Source organism: Pseudomonas sp. FP2254 (assembly GCF_030687695.1).
Classification (GTDB): domain Bacteria; phylum Pseudomonadota; class Gammaproteobacteria; order Pseudomonadales; family Pseudomonadaceae; genus Aquipseudomonas; species Aquipseudomonas quebecensis.
This window is the reverse complement of record NZ_CP117444.1, coordinates 11,284-28,776: the sequence shown is the minus strand read 5'-3', so window position 1 is coordinate 28,776 and position 17,493 is coordinate 11,284. Positions and strand designations below refer to the sequence as shown.

Annotated in this window: 17 protein-coding genes; 10 read left to right on the top strand and 7 right to left on the bottom strand. The window is 62.1% G+C overall.

Annotated features, from left to right (window positions below; genetic code table 11):
• Nucleotides 1-16: 16 nt before the first annotated feature.
• Together choX and PSH94_RS00120 are read left to right on the top strand one after the other, a co-directional pair.
• Nucleotides 17-931 carry a choline ABC transporter substrate-binding protein gene (gene choX, locus PSH94_RS00125; RefSeq protein WP_253509862.1) on the top strand — a complete coding sequence of 305 codons (915 nt, stop codon included), beginning with the start codon at nucleotides 17-19 and terminating at the stop codon, nucleotides 929-931.
• 84 nt (nucleotides 932-1,015) lie between these two features.
• On the top strand, nucleotides 1,016-2,584 hold the full coding sequence (locus PSH94_RS00120; protein WP_305436040.1) for a SulP family inorganic anion transporter: 1,569 nt from the start codon (nucleotides 1,016-1,018) through the stop codon (nucleotides 2,582-2,584).
• Nucleotides 2,585-2,592: 8 nt separating this feature from the next.
• Here the strand turns inward: PSH94_RS00120 and aroE are convergent, their stop codons facing one another.
• Nucleotides 2,593-3,411 (bottom strand): shikimate dehydrogenase, encoded by an 819-nt coding sequence (gene aroE / locus PSH94_RS00115; protein WP_181077482.1) that lies wholly within the window; start codon nucleotides 3,409-3,411, stop codon nucleotides 2,593-2,595.
• Complete coding sequence (gene hemF, locus PSH94_RS00110) at nucleotides 3,411-4,343, bottom strand: oxygen-dependent coproporphyrinogen oxidase (RefSeq protein WP_253509860.1); 933 nt, start codon at nucleotides 4,341-4,343, stop codon at nucleotides 3,411-3,413. The genes aroE and hemF overlap by 1 nt, the downstream gene beginning before the upstream one ends.
• Nucleotides 4,344-4,519: 176 nt before the next feature.
• On the opposite strand from hemF, the gene PSH94_RS00105 reads away from it, so the two are divergent.
• Entirely contained in the window at nucleotides 4,520-5,497 is a 978-nt protein-coding gene (locus PSH94_RS00105; RefSeq protein ID WP_305437756.1) for a quinone oxidoreductase, read from the top strand.
• A gap of 78 nt (nucleotides 5,498-5,575) precedes the next feature.
• Here PSH94_RS00105 and PSH94_RS00100 read toward each other — a convergent pair whose 3' ends face one another.
• The 3 genes from PSH94_RS00100 to PSH94_RS00090 form a co-directional block, all read right to left on the bottom strand.
• Nucleotides 5,576-6,133, bottom strand: coding sequence for an L-threonylcarbamoyladenylate synthase (locus tag PSH94_RS00100; RefSeq protein WP_027608149.1), 558 nt, complete (start codon nucleotides 6,131-6,133; stop codon nucleotides 5,576-5,578).
• Between the two features lie 70 nt (nucleotides 6,134-6,203).
• Nucleotides 6,204-7,298, bottom strand: coding sequence for a DNA-processing protein DprA (dprA, locus tag PSH94_RS00095; RefSeq protein ID WP_181077485.1), 1,095 nt, complete (start codon nucleotides 7,296-7,298; stop codon nucleotides 6,204-6,206).
• A 63-nt stretch (nucleotides 7,299-7,361) separates the two neighbouring features.
• Nucleotides 7,362-8,138 carry a peptidoglycan-binding protein gene (locus PSH94_RS00090; RefSeq protein ID WP_305436039.1) on the bottom strand — a complete coding sequence of 259 codons (777 nt, stop codon included), beginning with the start codon at nucleotides 8,136-8,138 and terminating at the stop codon, nucleotides 7,362-7,364.
• 135 nt (nucleotides 8,139-8,273) lie between these two features.
• On the opposite strand from PSH94_RS00090, the gene def reads away from it, so the two are divergent.
• The 5 genes from def to PSH94_RS00065 all read left to right on the top strand — a co-directional run bounded on the left by def (nucleotide 8,274) and on the right by PSH94_RS00065 (nucleotide 12,831).
• Nucleotides 8,274-8,780 (top strand): peptide deformylase, encoded by a 507-nt coding sequence (gene def / locus PSH94_RS00085; protein ID WP_181077488.1) that lies wholly within the window; start codon nucleotides 8,274-8,276, stop codon nucleotides 8,778-8,780.
• Nucleotides 8,781-8,849: 69 nt separating this feature from the next.
• Entirely contained in the window at nucleotides 8,850-9,803 is a 954-nt protein-coding gene (gene fmt, locus PSH94_RS00080; protein WP_305436038.1) for a methionyl-tRNA formyltransferase, read from the top strand.
• Complete coding sequence (gene rsmB / locus PSH94_RS00075) at nucleotides 9,800-11,110, top strand: 16S rRNA (cytosine(967)-C(5))-methyltransferase RsmB (RefSeq protein ID WP_305436037.1); 1,311 nt, start codon at nucleotides 9,800-9,802, stop codon at nucleotides 11,108-11,110. Before fmt ends, rsmB begins: the two co-directional genes overlap by 4 nt.
• A gap of 20 nt (nucleotides 11,111-11,130) precedes the next feature.
• Entirely contained in the window at nucleotides 11,131-12,504 is a 1,374-nt protein-coding gene (trkA, locus tag PSH94_RS00070) for a Trk system potassium transporter TrkA (protein ID WP_253509855.1), read from the top strand.
• A 15-nt stretch (nucleotides 12,505-12,519) separates the two neighbouring features.
• The gene (locus PSH94_RS00065) at nucleotides 12,520-12,831 is read left to right on the top strand and encodes a M48 family metallopeptidase (RefSeq protein ID WP_181077495.1); all 312 of its coding nucleotides are present in this window, start codon (nucleotides 12,520-12,522) and stop codon (nucleotides 12,829-12,831) included.
• A gap of 89 nt (nucleotides 12,832-12,920) precedes the next feature.
• Here the strand turns inward: PSH94_RS00065 and PSH94_RS00060 are convergent, their stop codons facing one another.
• Both PSH94_RS00060 and PSH94_RS00055 read right to left on the bottom strand, forming a co-directional pair.
• Nucleotides 12,921-13,808 (bottom strand): lysophospholipid acyltransferase, encoded by an 888-nt coding sequence (locus PSH94_RS00060; RefSeq protein WP_181077496.1) that lies wholly within the window; start codon nucleotides 13,806-13,808, stop codon nucleotides 12,921-12,923.
• 40 nt (nucleotides 13,809-13,848) lie between these two features.
• Nucleotides 13,849-14,406, bottom strand: coding sequence for a DNA-3-methyladenine glycosylase I (locus PSH94_RS00055; RefSeq protein ID WP_253509853.1), 558 nt, complete (start codon nucleotides 14,404-14,406; stop codon nucleotides 13,849-13,851).
• Between the two features lie 81 nt (nucleotides 14,407-14,487).
• Between PSH94_RS00055 and glyQ the strand changes: the two genes are divergently transcribed.
• Both glyQ and glyS read left to right on the top strand, forming a co-directional pair.
• On the top strand, nucleotides 14,488-15,441 hold the full coding sequence (glyQ, locus tag PSH94_RS00050) for a glycine--tRNA ligase subunit alpha (RefSeq protein ID WP_003170711.1): 954 nt from the start codon (nucleotides 14,488-14,490) through the stop codon (nucleotides 15,439-15,441).
• Nucleotides 15,438-17,492, top strand: a complete 2,055-nt coding sequence (glyS, locus tag PSH94_RS00045) for a glycine--tRNA ligase subunit beta (protein WP_253509852.1) — start codon at nucleotides 15,438-15,440, stop codon at nucleotides 17,490-17,492. The genes glyQ and glyS overlap by 4 nt, the downstream gene beginning before the upstream one ends.
• Nucleotide 17,493 lies beyond the last annotated feature (1 nt).

Below are 17,493 nucleotides of genomic sequence, written 5' to 3'. Positions count from 1 at the left end.
CGACAGAGGGAAGGCCATGCAAAAATTAACAGTAGTACTGGGCATCCTGGCGCTGAGCAGTGCCAACGTGTACGCAGACACCCGTTGCGAAACGGTGAAGATGGCCGACCCAGGCTGGAGCGACATCGCCGCGACCAATGCCATCACCGGTTTTCTGCTGACGGGCATGGGCTACAAACCCAAGGTCGATACCTTGGCGGTGCCGATCACGTTCGGCGGGCTCAAGGACGGTCAGGTGGATGTGTTCATGGGCAACTGGATGCCCGCGCAGCAAGGCTTCTATGACAAGTTCGTGGCCAACGGCGACGTGGTGCAACTGGCGAAAAACCTCGACGGCACCGAGTTCACCCTCGCCGTGCCGGATTATGTATGGGACGCCGGCGTGCATGATTTTGCCGACTTGAATAAATTCGCCGACAAGTTCGACAAGAAGATCTACGGCATTGGCTCCGGCGCACCGGCCAATATCTCGCTGCAGGAGATCATCAAGAAGAATGACTTCGACCTCGGCCAGTGGAAACTGATCGAGTCCAGCGAACAGGCGATGTTGGCAGAGGTGTCGCGGGCGGTGAAAAGACAGCGCTTCGTCACGTTCCTCGGCTGGACCCCGCACCCGATGAACGTGCAACTGAAAATGCACTACCTCAAGGGCGGCGAGAAGTACTTCGGTGACACCGGCAGCGTCTACACCCTGACACGCAAAGGTTATGCACAGGCCTGCCCGAACGTAGGAAAACTGCTGACCAACTTGAGTTTTACCCAAGAGATGGAGAACAGCATTATGGCCGAGGTCGCCAACAACAAAGTCAGCAATGCCGATGCGGTGAAGGCGTGGATCAAGGCGAACCCGGCGGTGCTGGACAAGTGGCTCGACGGCGTAAAAACCCTGGACGGTCAGGAGGCGTTGCCGGCGGTAAAAGCCAAACTCTAAAGGCTGACATTGTGGGAGGGTTCCCTCCCACACACTTCAGTGTGTACTGATACCCTTATTCAAACCTTTTCAACCGAGTTATAAATGCCCCGGCTCAATCGCCACACACTCTTTCCCTTCCTCAGCTGGCTGACGCAGCAGACCCGGGCCAGCGTCGGCCGCGATGCGATGGTCGGGCTCAGTGGCGCGGTGCTGGCATTGCCGCAGTCGATTGCCTACGCGCTGATCGCAGGCCTCCCACCGGAATACGGGCTGTACGCCGCGATCATCCCGGTACTGATCGCCTGCCTCTGGGGTTCGTCGTGGCACCTGATCTGCGGCCCGACCGCTGCGATTTCCATCGTGCTCTATGCCAGTGTCAGTCCTCTGGCCGTGCCGGGATCGCAGGACTACGTCACCCTGATCCTGTTGCTTACATTTATAGCCGGCGTTTTCCAGTGGGTGCTGGGCATGCTGCGCTTTGGCGCGCTGGTCAATTTCGTCTCCCACTCCGTAGTGCTGGGGTTCACTTTGGGCGCCGCTGTGGTGATCGCGCTGGGGCAACTGCCCAACTTGCTGGGGCTGGATTTACCCAGCCAGGCCACGGCGATCAACAGCCTGCTGGCGCTGATCGAGCACAGCGGCGACTGGGACCACGCCTCCCTCGCCCTGGGCCTCGGCACATTGCTGACGGGGGCACTGCTCAAATACTGGAAACCGCGCTGGCCGACGCTGTTGATCGCCCTGGCCCTGAGCAGTGTGGTGGCCTGGTTGTGGCCGGCGATGTTCGCCCAGGTGGCGCGGGTCAGTTCATTCGTGGGCAAATTACCGCCGTTCAGCCCGTTGCCGATGGACCTGGACACGATCCTGCGTCTGCTGCCGAGCGCCGTGGCCGTGGGCATGCTGGGGCTGGTGACGAGCCTGTCGATTGCGCGCTCGCTGTCGGCTCGCTCGCAACAGTTGCTTGATGCGAATCAGGAAGTTCGCGCGCAGGGCTTATCCAACATCATCGGCGGATTTTTCTCCGGGTACCTGTCAGCCGGTTCGTTTACCCGCTCCGGCCTCAGCTATGAAGCCGGCGCCTGCTCACCGCTGGCCGGGGTGTTTTCCGCGCTGTGGGTGGCGCTGTTCGCATTGTTTGGCGCGGTATTGATCTCACATATCCCGATCCCCAGCATGGCCGCCAGCATCCTGCTGATCAGCTGGGGCCTGGTGGACCATCGCGGTATTCGCGCATTGTTCCGCGTCAGCCGCGCCGAATTTGCAGTGATGGGCCTGACCTGCGTCGCCACCTTGCTGCTGGAACTGCAAACGGCGATTTACGCCGGCGTGCTGGCCTCGCTGTTTTTCTACCTCAAGCGCACCTCGCAGCCGCGGGTCCAGCATTGGCGGGAGGGTGACGAGGATGTGCTGCGCGTCGGCGGCTCGATCTTTTTCGGCGCCAGTCACTACCTGCAGGTGCGCCTGCAGCGGTTGCAGGGCCAGCGTGTGGTGATCGAGGCACAGCAGATCAACTTTATCGACTATTCCGGGGTGGAAATGCTGCACCAGGAAGCGCGGCGCCTGCGCAGGTTGGGGCGCAGCCTGACATTGCGTCGGGCCAGACCGCAGGTGGTCGAGGAACTGAAGAAACTGGAGGGGGCGGATCACTGCCCCATCCAGTTCGAAGACTGAGGCGAATGTCAGGCCAACTGTCGACGCAATTCAGCCAACACCGGCGCCGATGCCGGGCGCACACCCCGCCACAGGAAGAACGCTTCGGCGGCCTGCTCCACCAGCATGCCCAGGCCGTCCATCGAGACGGCGGCACCGTGCTGCGTGGCCCAGTGGCAGAAGGGGGTGGATTCCCTGGCGTACATCATGTCGTAGCAAAAGGTCCTGCCAGGTTCGATCAGGCTGCTCGCAATCGGCGGTAAATCGCCTGACAGGCTCGCGGAGGTGGCGTTGATGATCACGTCCACCGGCTCACGCAGCCAGTCGAAACCACTGGCGGACACCGGGCCCAGGTCGTCGAATGACTCGGCGAGCAATTCGGCTTTTTCCACGGTGCGGTTAGCGATGATCAACGATGAAGGTCGCTCGGCCAGCAACGGCTCCAGCGCCCCGCGCACCGCGCCGCCGGCGCCCAGCAGCAGAATGCGTTTACCGTTGAGGCTCAACCCCGCGTTGACCGTCAGGTCGCGCACCAAGCCAGCGCCGTCGGTGTTGTCACCCAGCAGGGTGCCATCGGCGAGTTTGCTCAAGGTGTTCACCGCACCGGCGCGCTTGGCGCGCTCGGTGAGGGTGTCAGCCAGGCGATAGGCGTCTTCCTTGAATGGCACGGTGACGTTGGCGCCACGACCTTGGTGAAAAAACTCACGGGCGCAGCCGGTAAAATCCTCCAGCGGCGCGAGCATCGTGCTGTAGTCCAGCAGTTCGCCGGTCTGCTCGGCAAACATGCGGTGAATCAGCGGCGATTTGCTGTGGCCGATGGGGTTGCCAAAGACGACATAGCGATCCATCAGTTCGCCACCTTGGGCGCCGCGATGCCGAGCCAGTCGCGGTCCTGCAGGAAGTAATCGGTCAGAAGCGCTTCTTCGCTGCCGGGCTCGGCTTTCCAGTCATAGCTCCAGCGCACCTGCGGCGGCAGCGACATCAGGATCGATTCGGTACGCCCGCCCGACTGCAGGCCGAACAAGGTCCCACGGTCGTAGACCAGGTTGAACTCGACGTAGCGGCCACGACGGAACTCCTGGAACTCGCGTTGTTGCTCGGTATAAGCCATGGCCTTGCGGCGCTGCACGATTGGCAGGTAGGCGTCGATGTAGGCGTCGCCGATGGCACGGATGAAGGCAAAGCAGGTGTCGAAGCCCCACTCGTTCAAGTCATCGAAAAACAAGCCGCCAATGCCACGCGGTTCGTTGCGGTGCTTGATATGGAAGTAGCTGTCGCACCAGGCCTTGTAACGCGCGTAGACGTCGGGGCCAAACGGCGCACACGCTCGTTCGGCCACGCGGTGCCAGTGGACGCAGTCTTCTTCGTTGCCGTAGTAGGGGGTGAGGTCGAAGCCGCCGCCGAACCACCACACCGCTTCTTCACCTTCTTTTTCCGCGATGAAAAAGCGCACATTGGCGTGGGACGTTGGCACATGAGGATTGTGCGGGTGAATCACCAGCGACACACCGAGCGCTTCAAACCCGCGACCGGCCAACTCAGGGCGATGGGCGCTGGCTGATGGGGGGAGGCCGCTGCCGAAAACGTGGGAAAAGTTGACGCCGCCTTTTTCAATCACCGTGCCGTTCGCGATTACGCGGGTGCGACCGCCACCGCCGGCAGGCCGGGTCCAGGCGTCTTCGATAAAGCGAGTGTCCGTCTCGAAGGTTTCCAGGGCGCTGCAAATGCGGTCTTGCAGGTCAAGCAGGTAGGCCTTTACAGCCTCGGTGCGGGTAGTCATGGCATCACCTTGAATCGGGCAAAGCTACGCGAGGCCATCAGGCGTCGGCGGCAAATGGGCGCACAGGATACCACCGCGCTTAATGAGCACTGCACTTAGGTGCGCGGCAGTTGACGAAGATCAAGCTTAGGAGTCCGATAGGAGCCTTCGTGAAAACGACCCAAGGAGAAGTGCAGATGGCCAAGCGTATCCAGTTCAGTGCCCATGGCGGCCCCGAGGTACTTGAATATGTGGACTACACCCCGGCGGAACCCGGCCCACAACAGGTTCGCGTGCGTAATGAGGCGATTGGTCTGAACTTCATCGACACCTATTTCCGCAGCGGCCTCTACGCGCCACCCTCCCTGCCATCGGGGTTGGGCGCGGAAGGGGCCGGCGTGGTGGATGCGGTGGGCAGCGAAGTCACCCAGTTCAAAGTCGGCGACCGCGTGGCCTACGGCAGCGGCCCGCTGGGCGCCTATAGCCAACTTCACGTGCTGCCCGCCGCCAACCTGGTGCACCTGCCTGATGGCATCAGCTTCGAACAGGCTGCTGGCGCCATGCTCAAAGGCCTGACGGTGCAGTACCTGCTGCGACAGACCTATGAGTTGAAGGGTGGCGAGACCATCCTGTTCCATGCCGCCGCCGGTGGCGTGGGCTCGCTGGCCTGCCAATGGGCCAAGGCCCTGGGCGTTAAGTTGATCGGTACCGTGAGTTCGCCTGAAAAAGCGGCGGTGGCCAAATCCCTCGGCGCGTGGGAAACCATCGACTACAGCAAAGAAGATGTCGCACAGCGCGTGCTGGAATTGACCGACGGCAAAAAAGTCCCGGTGGTGTATGACGGCGTCGGCAAGGACACCTGGCTGACCTCACTGGACAGCGTGGCACCGCGTGGGCTGGTGGTGAGCTTCGGCAATGCGTCGGGCGCGGTGGATGGGGTCAACCTGGGGATTCTGGCGGCGAAAGGTTCGCTCTATGTAACCCGGCCGACCCTGGCGACCTATGCCAACAACCCGCAAAATTTGCAGGCAATGGCCGACGATCTGTTTGCGATGATCCACAGCGGCAAGGTACGCATTGATATCAACCAGCGGTATTCGCTGGCTGATGCGGCCAAGGCGCAGGCAGAGCTGTCTGGGCGCAGAACCACTGGGTCGACCATCCTGTTGCCTTGACGCACGGCGTTGCCTGGGTTGGGCCTGCTTCGCGGGCCAGCATGGGCAAACGCCCTCGCCACAAGCCGGGTGCGGGGGTCAAGACGGGCGAACCACCTCGCCCGTTGCCAGGTCGCGAATCAGGCTGGGGTTCTTGCGCCCGCCCAGGGCGCCACCCAGCACCAGGTCCACCTGGCCACGGAAGTACTGCTCCACGCGAATCCGCGTACGCGCGGCCGGACGGCCCTGCGGGTTGGCGGATGTTGAGATCAGTGGCCCCACCAGCGCGCACAAATCCCGCACCAGCGGGTGATCACTGACCCGCAACGCCACCGTGTCATGCACGCCGGTGACCCATTCCGGCAACAGATCCTGATGTGGCACCAGCCAGGTATTAGGCCCCGGCCAAGTGCTGGCCATGCGCTCGATCCAGGTATCCGGGAAGTCTTCGAACAGAAAATCGAACTGGCGGATATTGTCCGCTACCAGGATCAGGCCTTTGTCCACCGAGCGATTCTTGATCGCCAGCAGCCGATCTACCGCCTCTTCATTCCAGGGATCGCAGCCCAGGCCCCAGACCGCCTCGGTTGGATAGGCAATCACCGCGCCTGCGCGAATTTCTCGTGCGGCTTCCAGCACACGCCACCTGTTGACCATGGTTTTACTCTCCGACTAAAGCTCTGCGCAGTTTACCGATCTTCTTTGCAAAACCCAGCAGCACAAACGCTCAGCGGCGCGCGAACCAGCGCCCGTTTTCACAGATCACCTGGCCTTCAAGCTCCAACTCGGTCAGGGCCGCCAGCAACTGGGCCAAAGGGCGCCCGCTGGCAATCGCCAAGGCTTCGCTGGTGTGCGGCGCGGCGCGCAGCAGGGCCACCAGGGGATGGGCTACCGCAATCGGCGCCGGGCACGATAAGGCCTGCCAGCCGCGCAAGGCCTCAAGGATATGTTCGATGGTTTCCACCAGTACCGCGCCGTCACGGATCAACTGGTGGCAGCCCTTGGCGCCAGGGTGATGAATGGACCCCGGGATCGCGTACACCTCACGACCCTGTTCGGCCGCCAGTTTCGCCGTGATCAGCGAGCCGCTGGCCATACTGGCCTCCACTACCAGCACGCCGAGGGACAGGCCGCTGATGATCCGATTGCGCCGTGGAAAGTTGGCGGCCTGGGGCGCGGCGTCCAGCGGGAATTCTGAAACCACCGCGCTGCCTTGGGCGATCATCGCCGCGGCAAGGCGACGATGGCGTTGTGGATAAAAATTTTCCAGGCCCGTGCCGAGTACGCCGATTGTCTGGCCGCCCACGTCGAGCGCGGCTTGATGCGCCGCGCCGTCGATACCCAACGCAAGGCCGCTGGTGATGACAAAACCGGCGCCTGCCAGGCTGCGCGCAAACGCAGCGGCGGTGTCCATCCCCGGGCGCGATGCACGTCGACTGCCAACCATCGCCAGTTGCGGTTTCTCCAGGATTGCAGGGTCGCCGGCGATGAATAACAGCGGCGGCGCGTCATAGATCTGGGCGAGCAAGGCGGGGTAATCCGGCTGGTCCCACATCAGCAAATGCTGGTCCGGGCGCTCAAGCCAGGCCAGTGCCTGGCTGGCCCCATCGCGTATTTCATGACTGCGCCGGGCATCGGCGCTGATGGGCGGCAAACCTAGGGATCGCCAGGCACCGGCGGGCGCGCTGATGGCTTTAGAGGCGCTGCCAAAGGCTTCTATCAGCAGGCGAAAACGCTTCGGGCCGACGTCAGGCAGCCTGTGCAGGCGCAGGCGAGCTTCCAGCTCTGACGGGGAAATGGCATAGCTGTTTATCGGATTCATTTGATCGTCCTTGACCGGAACAAGCTGTGGATAACTCTGTTGGTAACTTATTTAGCAACCTACTTATTGCGCAGCATGGACAGCCTCGAAACGGTCCATGACCGCCAACGACTGGGAGGCACTGAGTACCAAAGCGAAGCTGAGCTTTTCATAGGTGCTAAACACCAGCAGCGTACCGGCGGGTGTGTCGGGAAGGGCTACGGACGAACCGCTGAATGGATCCCGGACGCGGGCACCGGCCTTGATCACCGTCAGCAACTGGCCTTCCACCAAGCCATCGCGGCGCCCTTTGTTCAGGGTCACGGCGTCGAGCACGCCGATTTGAGTGACACCTCGGGGGATATCAATGATGTGCCCTTCAACGGACGCCGCAGACGCCGGTGTAACCAGGCGCGCCGGGTCGACAGCCGGCTGGAGTCGCAGCAAGCGATCACCGGGGCGTATCTCTTGTGTCACCCGTTGCACCACCAGCGTGCTCAGATCGCTCGCGCTGACAAAGCGCGCGGTGCCGATATCGTCGGCGTTCACGCCTAGCAGCTCGCGCGTGCGCGGGTCGGTATAGGTCCTGCCGCGTCGCACAATGGCATAGCCGGGTTGGGCCGGATCCAGCACGCCGCGCGCATGCACGCGTTCACCATCAGCCCCCAGGACACGCCCGTTATCGGCGGCAATTACATAGGGCGCGGTGTCCAGGTCCCCGGGCGTATCCAGAATGCGGTTGTGCAATAAAAAACGCTGGATGGCCTGTTGTGTCGAAGGGTCGAGCGCCCGGCCTGGCGGCGGGATCAGCGCCATGGCAAACGGGGCCCACAGCAGCAAGACGAGTAGCGATTTCCTCATGGGGTCAATCTCCTTTATTATGTGCGTTCGCGTGAAATGCCTTGGCCATCGCGGCTTTCGAACGTTTCACACCGGCCGTGTGGGTCCATCCCACCGCCGATTTGCCTTTACCTCACATGTGCAGCAATTACGCTTATGGCTATTTTGAACATCCTCGAATTCCCCGACTCGCGCCTGCGCACGATCGCCAAACCGGTGGCCGTAGTGGACGACAAGGTTCGTCAGTTGGTCGATGACATGTTTGAAACAATGTATGAAGCTCCTGGCATCGGGCTCGCCGCGACGCAGGTCAATGTGCATCAGCGTGTCGTGGTCATGGACCTGTCGGAAGATCGCAGCGAACCGCGGGTGTTCATCAACCCCGAATTCGAACCGCTGACCGATGAGATGGGGGAATACCAGGAAGGCTGCCTGTCGGTGCCTGAGTTCTACGAGAACGTCGAACGCCCGCTGCGTGTGAAGATCAAGGCGCTGGACCGTGATGGCCAACCGTATGAACTGATCGCCGACGGCCTGCTGGCGGTATGCATCCAGCACGAATGCGATCACCTCAACGGCAAACTGTTTGTCGATTACCTGTCCACGCTCAAGCGTGACCGGATCAAGAAGAAGCTGGAAAAAAAGCATCGCCAGCAAGCTTGATGCCCTTCTTCCAAAGGCTTGCTGCGGCAAGCCTTTTTCTTTTGTGACTGTTTTTAACCGAGAACGCCCATGACCGAGCCACTGCGCATTGTTTTTGCCGGTACACCTGAATTTGCCGCCGAACACCTCAAGGCGCTGCTTGCCAGCCCTTATGACATCGTCGCGGTGTACACCCAGCCGGACCGCCCGGCAGGGCGTGGGCAAAAACTGATGCCGAGCCCGGTCAAACAGCTGGCGCTGGAGCACAACATTCCCGTGCTGCAGCCGCCGACCCTGCGCAACGCCGAGGCCCAGGCCGAACTGGCGGCGTTGCGACCGGACCTGATGGTGGTAGTGGCGTACGGCCTGATCCTGCCTCAGGCAGTACTGGATATCCCGCGCCTGGGTTGCATCAACAGCCACGCCTCGTTATTGCCGCGTTGGCGCGGCGCGGCGCCGATCCAGCGCGCCGTGGAAGCCGGCGACAGCGAAAGCGGCGTGACCGTGATGCGCATGGAAGCGGGCCTGGACACCGGTCCGATGCTGCTGAAAGTCACCACCCCGATCACCGCCGAAGACACCGGCGGCAGCCTGCACGACCGCCTTGCCGAGCTGGGCCCACCGGCTGTGATCCAGGCCATCACCGGCCTCGCCGACGGCACGCTGCAAGGCCAAGTGCAAGACGACAGCCTGGCCACTTACGCACACAAATTGAACAAAGACGAAGCACGCCTTGACTGGGGCCGTCCGGCCGTGGAGCTGGAGCGCCTGGTACGTGCCTTCAACCCTTGGCCGATCTGCCACAGCAGCCTCAATGGCGAAGCTTTGAAAGTGCTGGCCGCCACTTTGGCCGACGGCAAAGGTGCCCCCGGTGAAATCATCGCCGCCAGCAAGGAGGGTCTGCTGGTGGCTTGCGGCGAACAGGCGCTGTGCCTGACCCGTCTGCAATTGCCCGGCGGAAAAGCGCTGAATTTCAGTGATTTGTTCAACAGCCGGCGTGAGAAATTTTCCCTGGGTAGCGTGCTCGGGACGGTCACCCAATGAACCCGCGTCTGGCCGCCGCCAAAGCCCTCGCCGCCGTTCTTAATGGCAAGGCATCGCTGAACAGTTCGCTGCCCACGCAGTTGGATAAGGTCGAGGATCGCGATCGCGGTTTCACCCAGGACCTGGCCTTCGGCACCGCGCGCTGGCAACCACGGTTGTCGGCGCTGGCCGCCAAACTGCTGCAGAAACCCTTCAAGACGGCGGACGCGGATGTCGAGGCGCTGCTGCTGGTGGGTCTCTATCAACTGCTGTACACCCGCGTGCCGGCACATGCCGCCATCGGTGAGACCGTCGGCTGCGCCGACAAGCTGAAAAAACCCTGGGCCAAGGCCTTGCTCAACGCTGTGCTGCGCCGCGCCCAGCGCGAAAGCGAAGGGCTGCTGGCCGAGTTGGAGCATGACCCCGTGGTTCGCACTGCTCACCCGCGCTGGCTGCAGAAATCGCTGAAAGCTTTTTGGCCACAGGAGTGGGAAGCCATTTGCGCGGCCAACAATGCGCACCCGCCGATGATCCTGCGGGTCAACCGTCGCCATCACCGCCGTGACGCGTACCTGCAATTGCTGACCGACGCCGGTATCAACGCCGCGCCGTGCGTGTACAGCACCGACGGCATCGTGCTTGAGGCGGCTACCGATGTGCGCAGCCTGCCAGGCTTTGCCGAAGGCTGGATCAGCGTGCAGGACGAAGCTGCGCAATTGGCCGCCGACCTGCTCGACCTGGCACCCGGCCAACGCGTGCTGGACGCCTGCTGCGCGCCGGGCGGTAAGACGTGTCACATCCTAGAAGTGGAAAAAGACCTGGCCCACGTGGTCGCCGTCGATCTGGAGGCCAAGCGTCTGGTACGCGTGCGGGAAAACCTTGCACGCCTGGGCCTGAGCGCAGAACTGATTGCCGCCGACGGCCGCGACACAGCCGCATGGTGGGACGGGCAGCCGTTCCAGCGCATCCTGCTCGACGCACCGTGCTCCGCCACCGGTGTAATCCGCCGCCACCCGGACATCAAGCTCACCCGCCAAGCCGACGACATCGTCGCGCTGGCCGCACTGCAAGGCGAGCTGCTCGACGCACTGTGGCCGACCCTGGAAGTCGGCGGCATCCTGCTCTACGCCACATGCTCCACCTTGCCCACCGAAAACACCGAGGTCATCGAAGCCTTCCTCGCCCGCACCAGCGGCGCGCGGGAACTGGACCTCGCCACCGCGGCCGGTATCAAGCAGCCCCATGGCCGACAACTGCTCGCGCAGGAAGGCGGGCACGATGGCTTCTACTACGCCAAACTGATCAAGATCGCCGCCGCGCGCGGCTGACGGTTTAAGGGAGTGACCGGATGAAAATCATCATCCTTGGGGCAGGGCAGGTTGGCGGTACGTTGGCCGAACATCTGGCCAGCGAAGCCAATGACATCACCGTGGTCGACACCGACGCCGAGCGCCTGCGCAACCTGGGTGACCGCCTGGACATCCGCACCGTACAAGGACGCGCGTCGTTTCCCACGGTGCTGCGTCAAGCGGGCGCCGACGATGCGGACATGCTCGTCGCCGTAACCAACAGCGACGAAACCAACATGGTCGCCTGCCAGGTCGCTCACACGTTGTTTCACACGCCGACCAAAATCGCCCGGGTGCGCGAAGCGGCCTACCTGACCCGTGCCGGGTTGTTCGACAACGACGCGATTCCGGTGGATGTGCTGATCAGCCCGGAACAAGTGGTGACTCACTACATCAAGCGCCTGATCGAAATTCCCGGCGCCCTGCAGGTGATCGACTTCGCCGGCGGCAAGGCCCAGTTGGTGGCGGTAAAGGCCTACTACGGTGGGCCGCTGGTGGGTCAGCAACTGCGCCAACTGCGCGAACACATGCCCAATGTGGAAACCCGTGTCGCAGCCATTTTCCGCCGTGACCGGCCGATCCTGCCCCAGGGCGACACCGTGATCGAAGCCGATGACGAAGTATTCTTCATCGCCGCCAAAGCGAATATTCGCGCAGTCATGAGCGAAATGCGTCGGCTGGACGAGACCTACAAGCGCATCGTCATTGCTGGTGGCGGGCAAATCGGCGAGCGGCTGGCGGAGGCCATCGAAAGCCGCTACCAGGTCAAGATCATCGAGATGAGCCCGTCGCGCTGTCGGCATCTGTCCGACACCCTGGACAGCACGGTCGTGCTGCAAGGCAGCGCCTCGGACCGCGACCTGCTGATGGAAGAGAACATCGCCGACGCGGATATCTTCCTGGCGCTGACCAACGATGACGAAGCCAACATCATGTCCTCACTGCTGGCCAAGCGGCTGGGGGCAAAAAAAGTCATGACCATCATCAACAATCCGGCCTATGTGGACCTGATCCAGGGCGGCGATATCGACATCGCCATCAGCCCGCAACTGGCGACCATCGGCACCTTGCTGGCCCACGTGCGCCGTGGCGATATCGTCAGCGTGCACTCCCTGCGCCGGGGCGCGGCGGAGGCCATCGAGGCGATTGCCCATGGCGACTCAAAGTCCAGCAAGGTCATCGGCAAGGCCATCCGCGACATCGGCCTGCCGCCGGGCACCACGATCGGCGCAATCATTCGCGATGAAGAGGTGCTGATTGCTCATGACGATACGGTGATTGCTGCCGGGGACCACGTCATCCTTTTCCTTGTGGATAAGAAACATATCCGCGATGTTGAAAAGCTGTTCCACGTGGGTTTGAGCTTTTTCTGATCAAGGAGTGAACCGATGCTGGAGTCTCTGGAAAAGATGCTCGCAAAGGGCGTGGACAACTCGCTGCTGCGCTTTGGCTTGGGCAAGGGTTATCTGGATTTGAAGGACAATGCGAAGGCGGCGGAGCATCTGCACAAATGCGTCGAGTTCGACCCGAAATATTCGGCGGCCTGGAAGTTGTTGGGCAAGGCGCAGTTGGGGCAGGGTGATAACGCCGCAGCGCGACAGGCGTGGGAGAAGGGTATCGAAGCGGCCCAGGCCCATGGCGACAAGCAGGCCGAGAAAGAGATGGCGGTGTTCCTGAAGAAACTCGAGCGACAAACCTGAGCAGATCGAAAATGTGAGAGGGGCGGTGCGACGATTCGACTTACCCCTTCCCACATTGGGTGTGGCGTTGTTTTTCGATCAGCAGTGGGTCAGTACCACCGCGCTTCACCCGGCGGGCGTTTCTTGAAGCGCTTCATGCTCCACATGTACTGGCTCGGGTAGGCGCCGACATAGCGCTCCACTACCTTGCTCATCGCTGCGCAGGACGTGGCGGTGTCGGTGCTGTACATGTCTTCCGGCGCCGCTTCCAGAATCACCTTATAGCCCGAACCGTCAGGCAGGCGCAGGGCGTGCAGGAACACCCCCACAGCCTTGTGGCCGGCGAGCATGTTGGGCACGAATTTGCTGGTGAGCGCCTGAGTGGCGAAGAACGGTACAAAGATCCCCGCGGATTCCGCCGGCTCCGGGTCGGCGGGAATACCCACCTGGCCACCTTTGCGCACTTCCTTGATCACGCTCAGGATGCCTTCCTTGGTCGACGCAGCTACGCGGTTGCCCAGTTGCACGCGCTGCTTGCGCAGTAATTCGTCCACCGCTTTGAGTTTGGGCGGGCGGTAGAAAATGATCGGTTTGCACTGGCTGCAATAGAAGTGGTTCAACACTTCCCAGTTGCCCAGGTGGCTGGTGATGCCCACCACGCCTTTGCCCGAAGCCAGCGCCTCGTGCAGGACTTCCAGGCCTTCGACTTCACGCACCAGGTCAATGGAGCGTTGGGCCGGCCAGATCCACGCGCAGGCGCTTTCGGTCAGGGACTTGCCGATGTCCATCAGGCTGCGGCCGACCAGGCGCTCACGCTCGGCGGGGTCCATGTCCGGGAAACACTTGGAAAGGTTGATCCGCACCGTGTCGCGCGAGCGGTTGGGGGTTTTCCACATGATCCAGCCGATGGCCGTGCCGACCGCCTGGACAGCGCGCCAGGGCAGCAGGGCAAACAACCGGAGAGCGCCTACCAGCAAGGCGCCTTTAAACTTTTCCACAGGTCACTCCTGATCGTGTGTGGTGCGCAAAGCGCGCATTCTAACCGGCGATGGCCAACTGCGCGTAACGGTCACAGTCTTGGGTGTGATCCATGACCATGCCTGAGGCCTGCATGAACGCGTAACAAATGGTCGGACCGACGAAGGTGAAACCGGCTTTTTTCAAGGCTTTGCTCATCGCCTCGGCCTCGGGGGTGATCGCCGGAACTTCACTGCGGTCCTTGAAGTGATTGATCTTGGGCACGCCGCCGACGAATGACCACAACCACCCCACCGGATCTTCGAGCGCCAGCCAGGCCGCGGCGTTGCGCCGGGTGGCGTTGAGCTTCAGACGGTTGCGCACGATACCGGGGTCGAGCATCAGCGCGTCGATCTCGGCGTCGCTCAGGCGCGCCAGACGCTGGGCATCGAAGCCGAACAGCACCTTTCGATAATGCTCGCGTTTGCGTAAAACGGTGATCCAGGACAGGCCCGCCTGGAACCCTTCGAGCAATAACAACTCGAACAAACCCTGCGCATCGCGCAGCGGCGTTCCCCACTCCTGATCGTGATAAGCCATGTACAGCGGATCTTCAGAACACCAAAAGCAGCGTGGCATAAGGCTCCAGGGGATGGTGGCGCGGCCGAATCGGGTATACTCCCGCTCTTTAAATCGCAGCCCAAGTAACAGGTGAATTTCGTGAGCCAGCCTACGCCAGCCGTGCGTACCTTCCAAGACTTGATCCTCGCCCTCCAGCAATACTGGGCCGAGCAAGGTTGTGTGGTACTTCAGCCCTACGATATGGAAGTAGGCGCCGGCACTTTCCACACCGCTACCTTCCTGCGGGCCATCGGCCCGGAAACCTGGAACGCCGCTTATGTGCAGCCCAGTCGTCGCCCGACTGACGGCCGCTACGGCGAAAACCCGAACCGTCTGCAGCACTACTACCAGTTCCAGGTGGTATTGAAGCCCAACCCGGATAACTTCCAGGAACTCTATCTGGGCTCGCTGAAACACGTCGGCCTCGACCCCTTGGTACACGACATCCGTTTCGTCGAAGACAACTGGGAATCGCCGACCCTGGGCGCCTGGGGCCTGGGCTGGGAGGTCTGGCTCAATGGTATGGAAGTGACGCAATTCACTTACTTCCAACAAGCGGGCGGCATCGAGTGCTACCCGGTAACCGGCGAAATCACCTACGGCCTTGAGCGCCTGGCCATGTACCTGCAGGGCGTGGATTCGGTCTACGACCTGGTATGGGCTGATGGCCCGTTCGGCAAAGTGACCTATGGCGACGTGTTCCACCAGAACGAAGTGGAGCAGTCGACCTATAACTTTGAACACGCCAACGTCGACAAGCTGTTCGAACTGTTCGATTTCTATGAAAGCGAAGCCAAGCGCCTGATCGAACTCGATCAGCCGCTGCCGTTGCCGAGCTACGAAATGGTGTTGAAGGCGTCCCATACCTTCAACCTGCTGGACGCCCGCCGTGCCATCTCGGTGACCGCGCGCCAGCAATACATCCTGCGTGTACGCACCCTGGCGCGTTCCGTCGCTCAAGCCTACCTGCTGGCACGCGCCAAGCTCGGCTTCCCGATGGCTACCGAGGATTTGCGTGATGAAGTGTTGGCTAAGCTGGAGGCTGCACAATGAGTGCTCAAGATTTCCTGGTTGAACTGGGCACCGAAGAGCTGCCACCCAAGGCGCTCAATACGCTGGCCGACGCCTTCCTGGCCGGTATCGAAAAAGGCCTGCAGACCGCCGGCCTGAAGTTTGAAGCGAAAAAAGTCTACGCCGCACCGCGTCGCCTGGCGGTACTGCTGACCGCGCTGGAAACCCAGCAGCCGGACCGCAGCATCAACCTCGATGGCCCGCCACGCCAGGCCGCCTTCGACGCCGAAGGCAACCCGACCCAGGCCGCCCTGGGCTTCGCCAAGAAGTGCGGCGTGGAGCTGAGCGATATCGACCAGAGCGGTCCGAAACTGCGCTTCAGCCAGGTCATTACCGGCAAGCCGACCGCCAGCCTGCTGCCAACCATCGTCGAAGATTCCCTTAACGACCTGCCGATCCCCAAGCGCATGCGTTGGGGTGCGCGCAAGGAAGAGTTCGTGCGTCCGACCCAGTGGCTGGTGATGCTGCTGGGTGACCAGGTCATCGACTGCACTATTCTCGCCCAGAAGGCCGGTCGCGATTCCCGTGGCCACCGCTTCCACCACCCGCAAAGCGTGCGTATTACTTCGCCGGCCAACTACCTCAACGACCTGCGTGGCGCCTACGTATTGGCCGATGCCAACGAGCGTCGTGAGCTGATCAGCAAGCGCACCGAAGAGCTGGCCCGCCTGCAGGAAGGCACTGCCATCGTGCCGCCAAGCCTGCTCGACGAAGTGACCGCGCTGGTGGAGTGGCCGGTGCCGTTGGTGTGTTCGTTCGAGGAGCGTTTCCTCGATGTGCCGCAGGAAGCCCTGATCACGACCATGCAGGACAACCAGAAGTACTTCTGCCTGCTGGATGCGGACGGCAAGTTGCTGCCGCGCTTTATCACCGTGGCCAACATCGAGAGCAAAGACCCGCAGCAGATCATCGCCGGTAACGAGAAAGTCGTTCGCCCGCGCCTGACCGACGCCGAGTTCTTCTTCAAGCAGGACAAGAAGCAGAAGCTGGAAGACTTCAACCTGCGCCTGCAGAACGTGGTGTTCCAGGAGAAGCTCGGCAGCGTCTACGACAAAGCCGTACGTGTTTCCAAGCTGGCGGCCTACATTGCACCACGCATTGGTGGTGACGCAGCCTGGGCCGCGCGTGCCGGCTTGCTGTCCAAGTGCGACCTGGCCACCGAGATGGTCGGCGAATTCCCCGAGATGCAAGGCGTTGCCGGCTACTACTACGCCCTCAACGATGGCGAGCCGAACGATGTCGCCCTGGCGCTGAACGAGCAGTACATGCCGCGCGGTGCCGGTGCCGAGTTGCCGTCCACCCTCACGGGTGCAGCCGTGGCGATCGCCGACAAGCTGGACACCCTGGTCGGCATCTTCGGCATCGGCATGCTGCCCACCGGTAGCAAAGACCCGTACGCCCTGCGCCGTGCGGCCCTGGGGGTGCTGCGCATCCTGATCGACAAGAAGCTCGACCTCGACCTGACCCAGGCCGTGGTCTTCGCAGTCGGCCAATTCGGTGCCAAGGTCAAGCAGGCCGGCCTGGCCGAGCAAGTGCTGGAGTTCGTGTTCGACCGCCTGCGTGCGCGCTACGAGGACGAAGGCGTGGATGTTTCCGTCTACCTGTCGGTTCGTGCCCTGCAACCGGGTTCGGCATTGGACTTCGACCAGCGCGTACAAGCCGTGCAGGCGTTCCGCAAGTTGCCTGAGGCCGATGCGTTGGCTGCCGTGAACAAGCGCGTGTCGAACCTGCTGGGCAAGGCCGAAGGCATGAGCAACGTTGATGTCGACCCGGGCCTGTTTGCCGATGCCAAGGAGTTCTCGCTGAACTCGGCCATCGTCAAGGCAGAGAACGCCGTGAAACCGCTGATCGCCGAGCGCAACTACGCCGAAGCGCTGGCGCGCCTGGCGACCTTGCGTGAGCCGGTGGATGCGTTCTTCGAAGCGGTGATGATCAATGCCGAAGACGCAGGTGTGCGGAAAAACCGCTACGCCATGCTGGCGCGCCTGCGTGGTCTGTTCGTCAATATCGCCGACATTTCGACCCTGAGCTGAC

Coding starts and splice junctions, on each gene's coding strand:
- glyS (WP_253509852.1), top strand. CDS start 15,438: ATGAGTGCTCAAGATTTCCTGGTTGAACTGGGCACCGAAGAGCTGCCA.
- aroE (WP_181077482.1), bottom strand. CDS start 3,411: ATGGATCGCTATGTCGTCTTTGGCAACCCCATCGGCCACAGCAAATCG.
- PSH94_RS00105 (WP_305437756.1), top strand. CDS start 4,520: ATGGCCAAGCGTATCCAGTTCAGTGCCCATGGCGGCCCCGAGGTACTT.
- PSH94_RS00100 (WP_027608149.1), bottom strand. CDS start 6,133: ATGGTCAACAGGTGGCGTGTGCTGGAAGCCGCACGAGAAATTCGCGCA.
- choX (WP_253509862.1), top strand. CDS start 17: ATGCAAAAATTAACAGTAGTACTGGGCATCCTGGCGCTGAGCAGTGCC.
- hemF (WP_253509860.1), bottom strand. CDS start 4,343: ATGACTACCCGCACCGAGGCTGTAAAGGCCTACCTGCTTGACCTGCAA.
- PSH94_RS00090 (WP_305436039.1), bottom strand. CDS start 8,138: ATGAGGAAATCGCTACTCGTCTTGCTGCTGTGGGCCCCGTTTGCCATG.
- def (WP_181077488.1), top strand. CDS start 8,274: ATGGCTATTTTGAACATCCTCGAATTCCCCGACTCGCGCCTGCGCACG.
- PSH94_RS00120 (WP_305436040.1), top strand. CDS start 1,016: ATGCCCCGGCTCAATCGCCACACACTCTTTCCCTTCCTCAGCTGGCTG.
- trkA (WP_253509855.1), top strand. CDS start 11,131: ATGAAAATCATCATCCTTGGGGCAGGGCAGGTTGGCGGTACGTTGGCC.
- dprA (WP_181077485.1), bottom strand. CDS start 7,298: ATGAATCCGATAAACAGCTATGCCATTTCCCCGTCAGAGCTGGAAGCT.
- fmt (WP_305436038.1), top strand. CDS start 8,850: ATGACCGAGCCACTGCGCATTGTTTTTGCCGGTACACCTGAATTTGCC.
- PSH94_RS00055 (WP_253509853.1), bottom strand. CDS start 14,406: ATGCCACGCTGCTTTTGGTGTTCTGAAGATCCGCTGTACATGGCTTAT.
- rsmB (WP_305436037.1), top strand. CDS start 9,800: ATGAACCCGCGTCTGGCCGCCGCCAAAGCCCTCGCCGCCGTTCTTAAT.
- PSH94_RS00065 (WP_181077495.1), top strand. CDS start 12,520: ATGCTGGAGTCTCTGGAAAAGATGCTCGCAAAGGGCGTGGACAACTCG.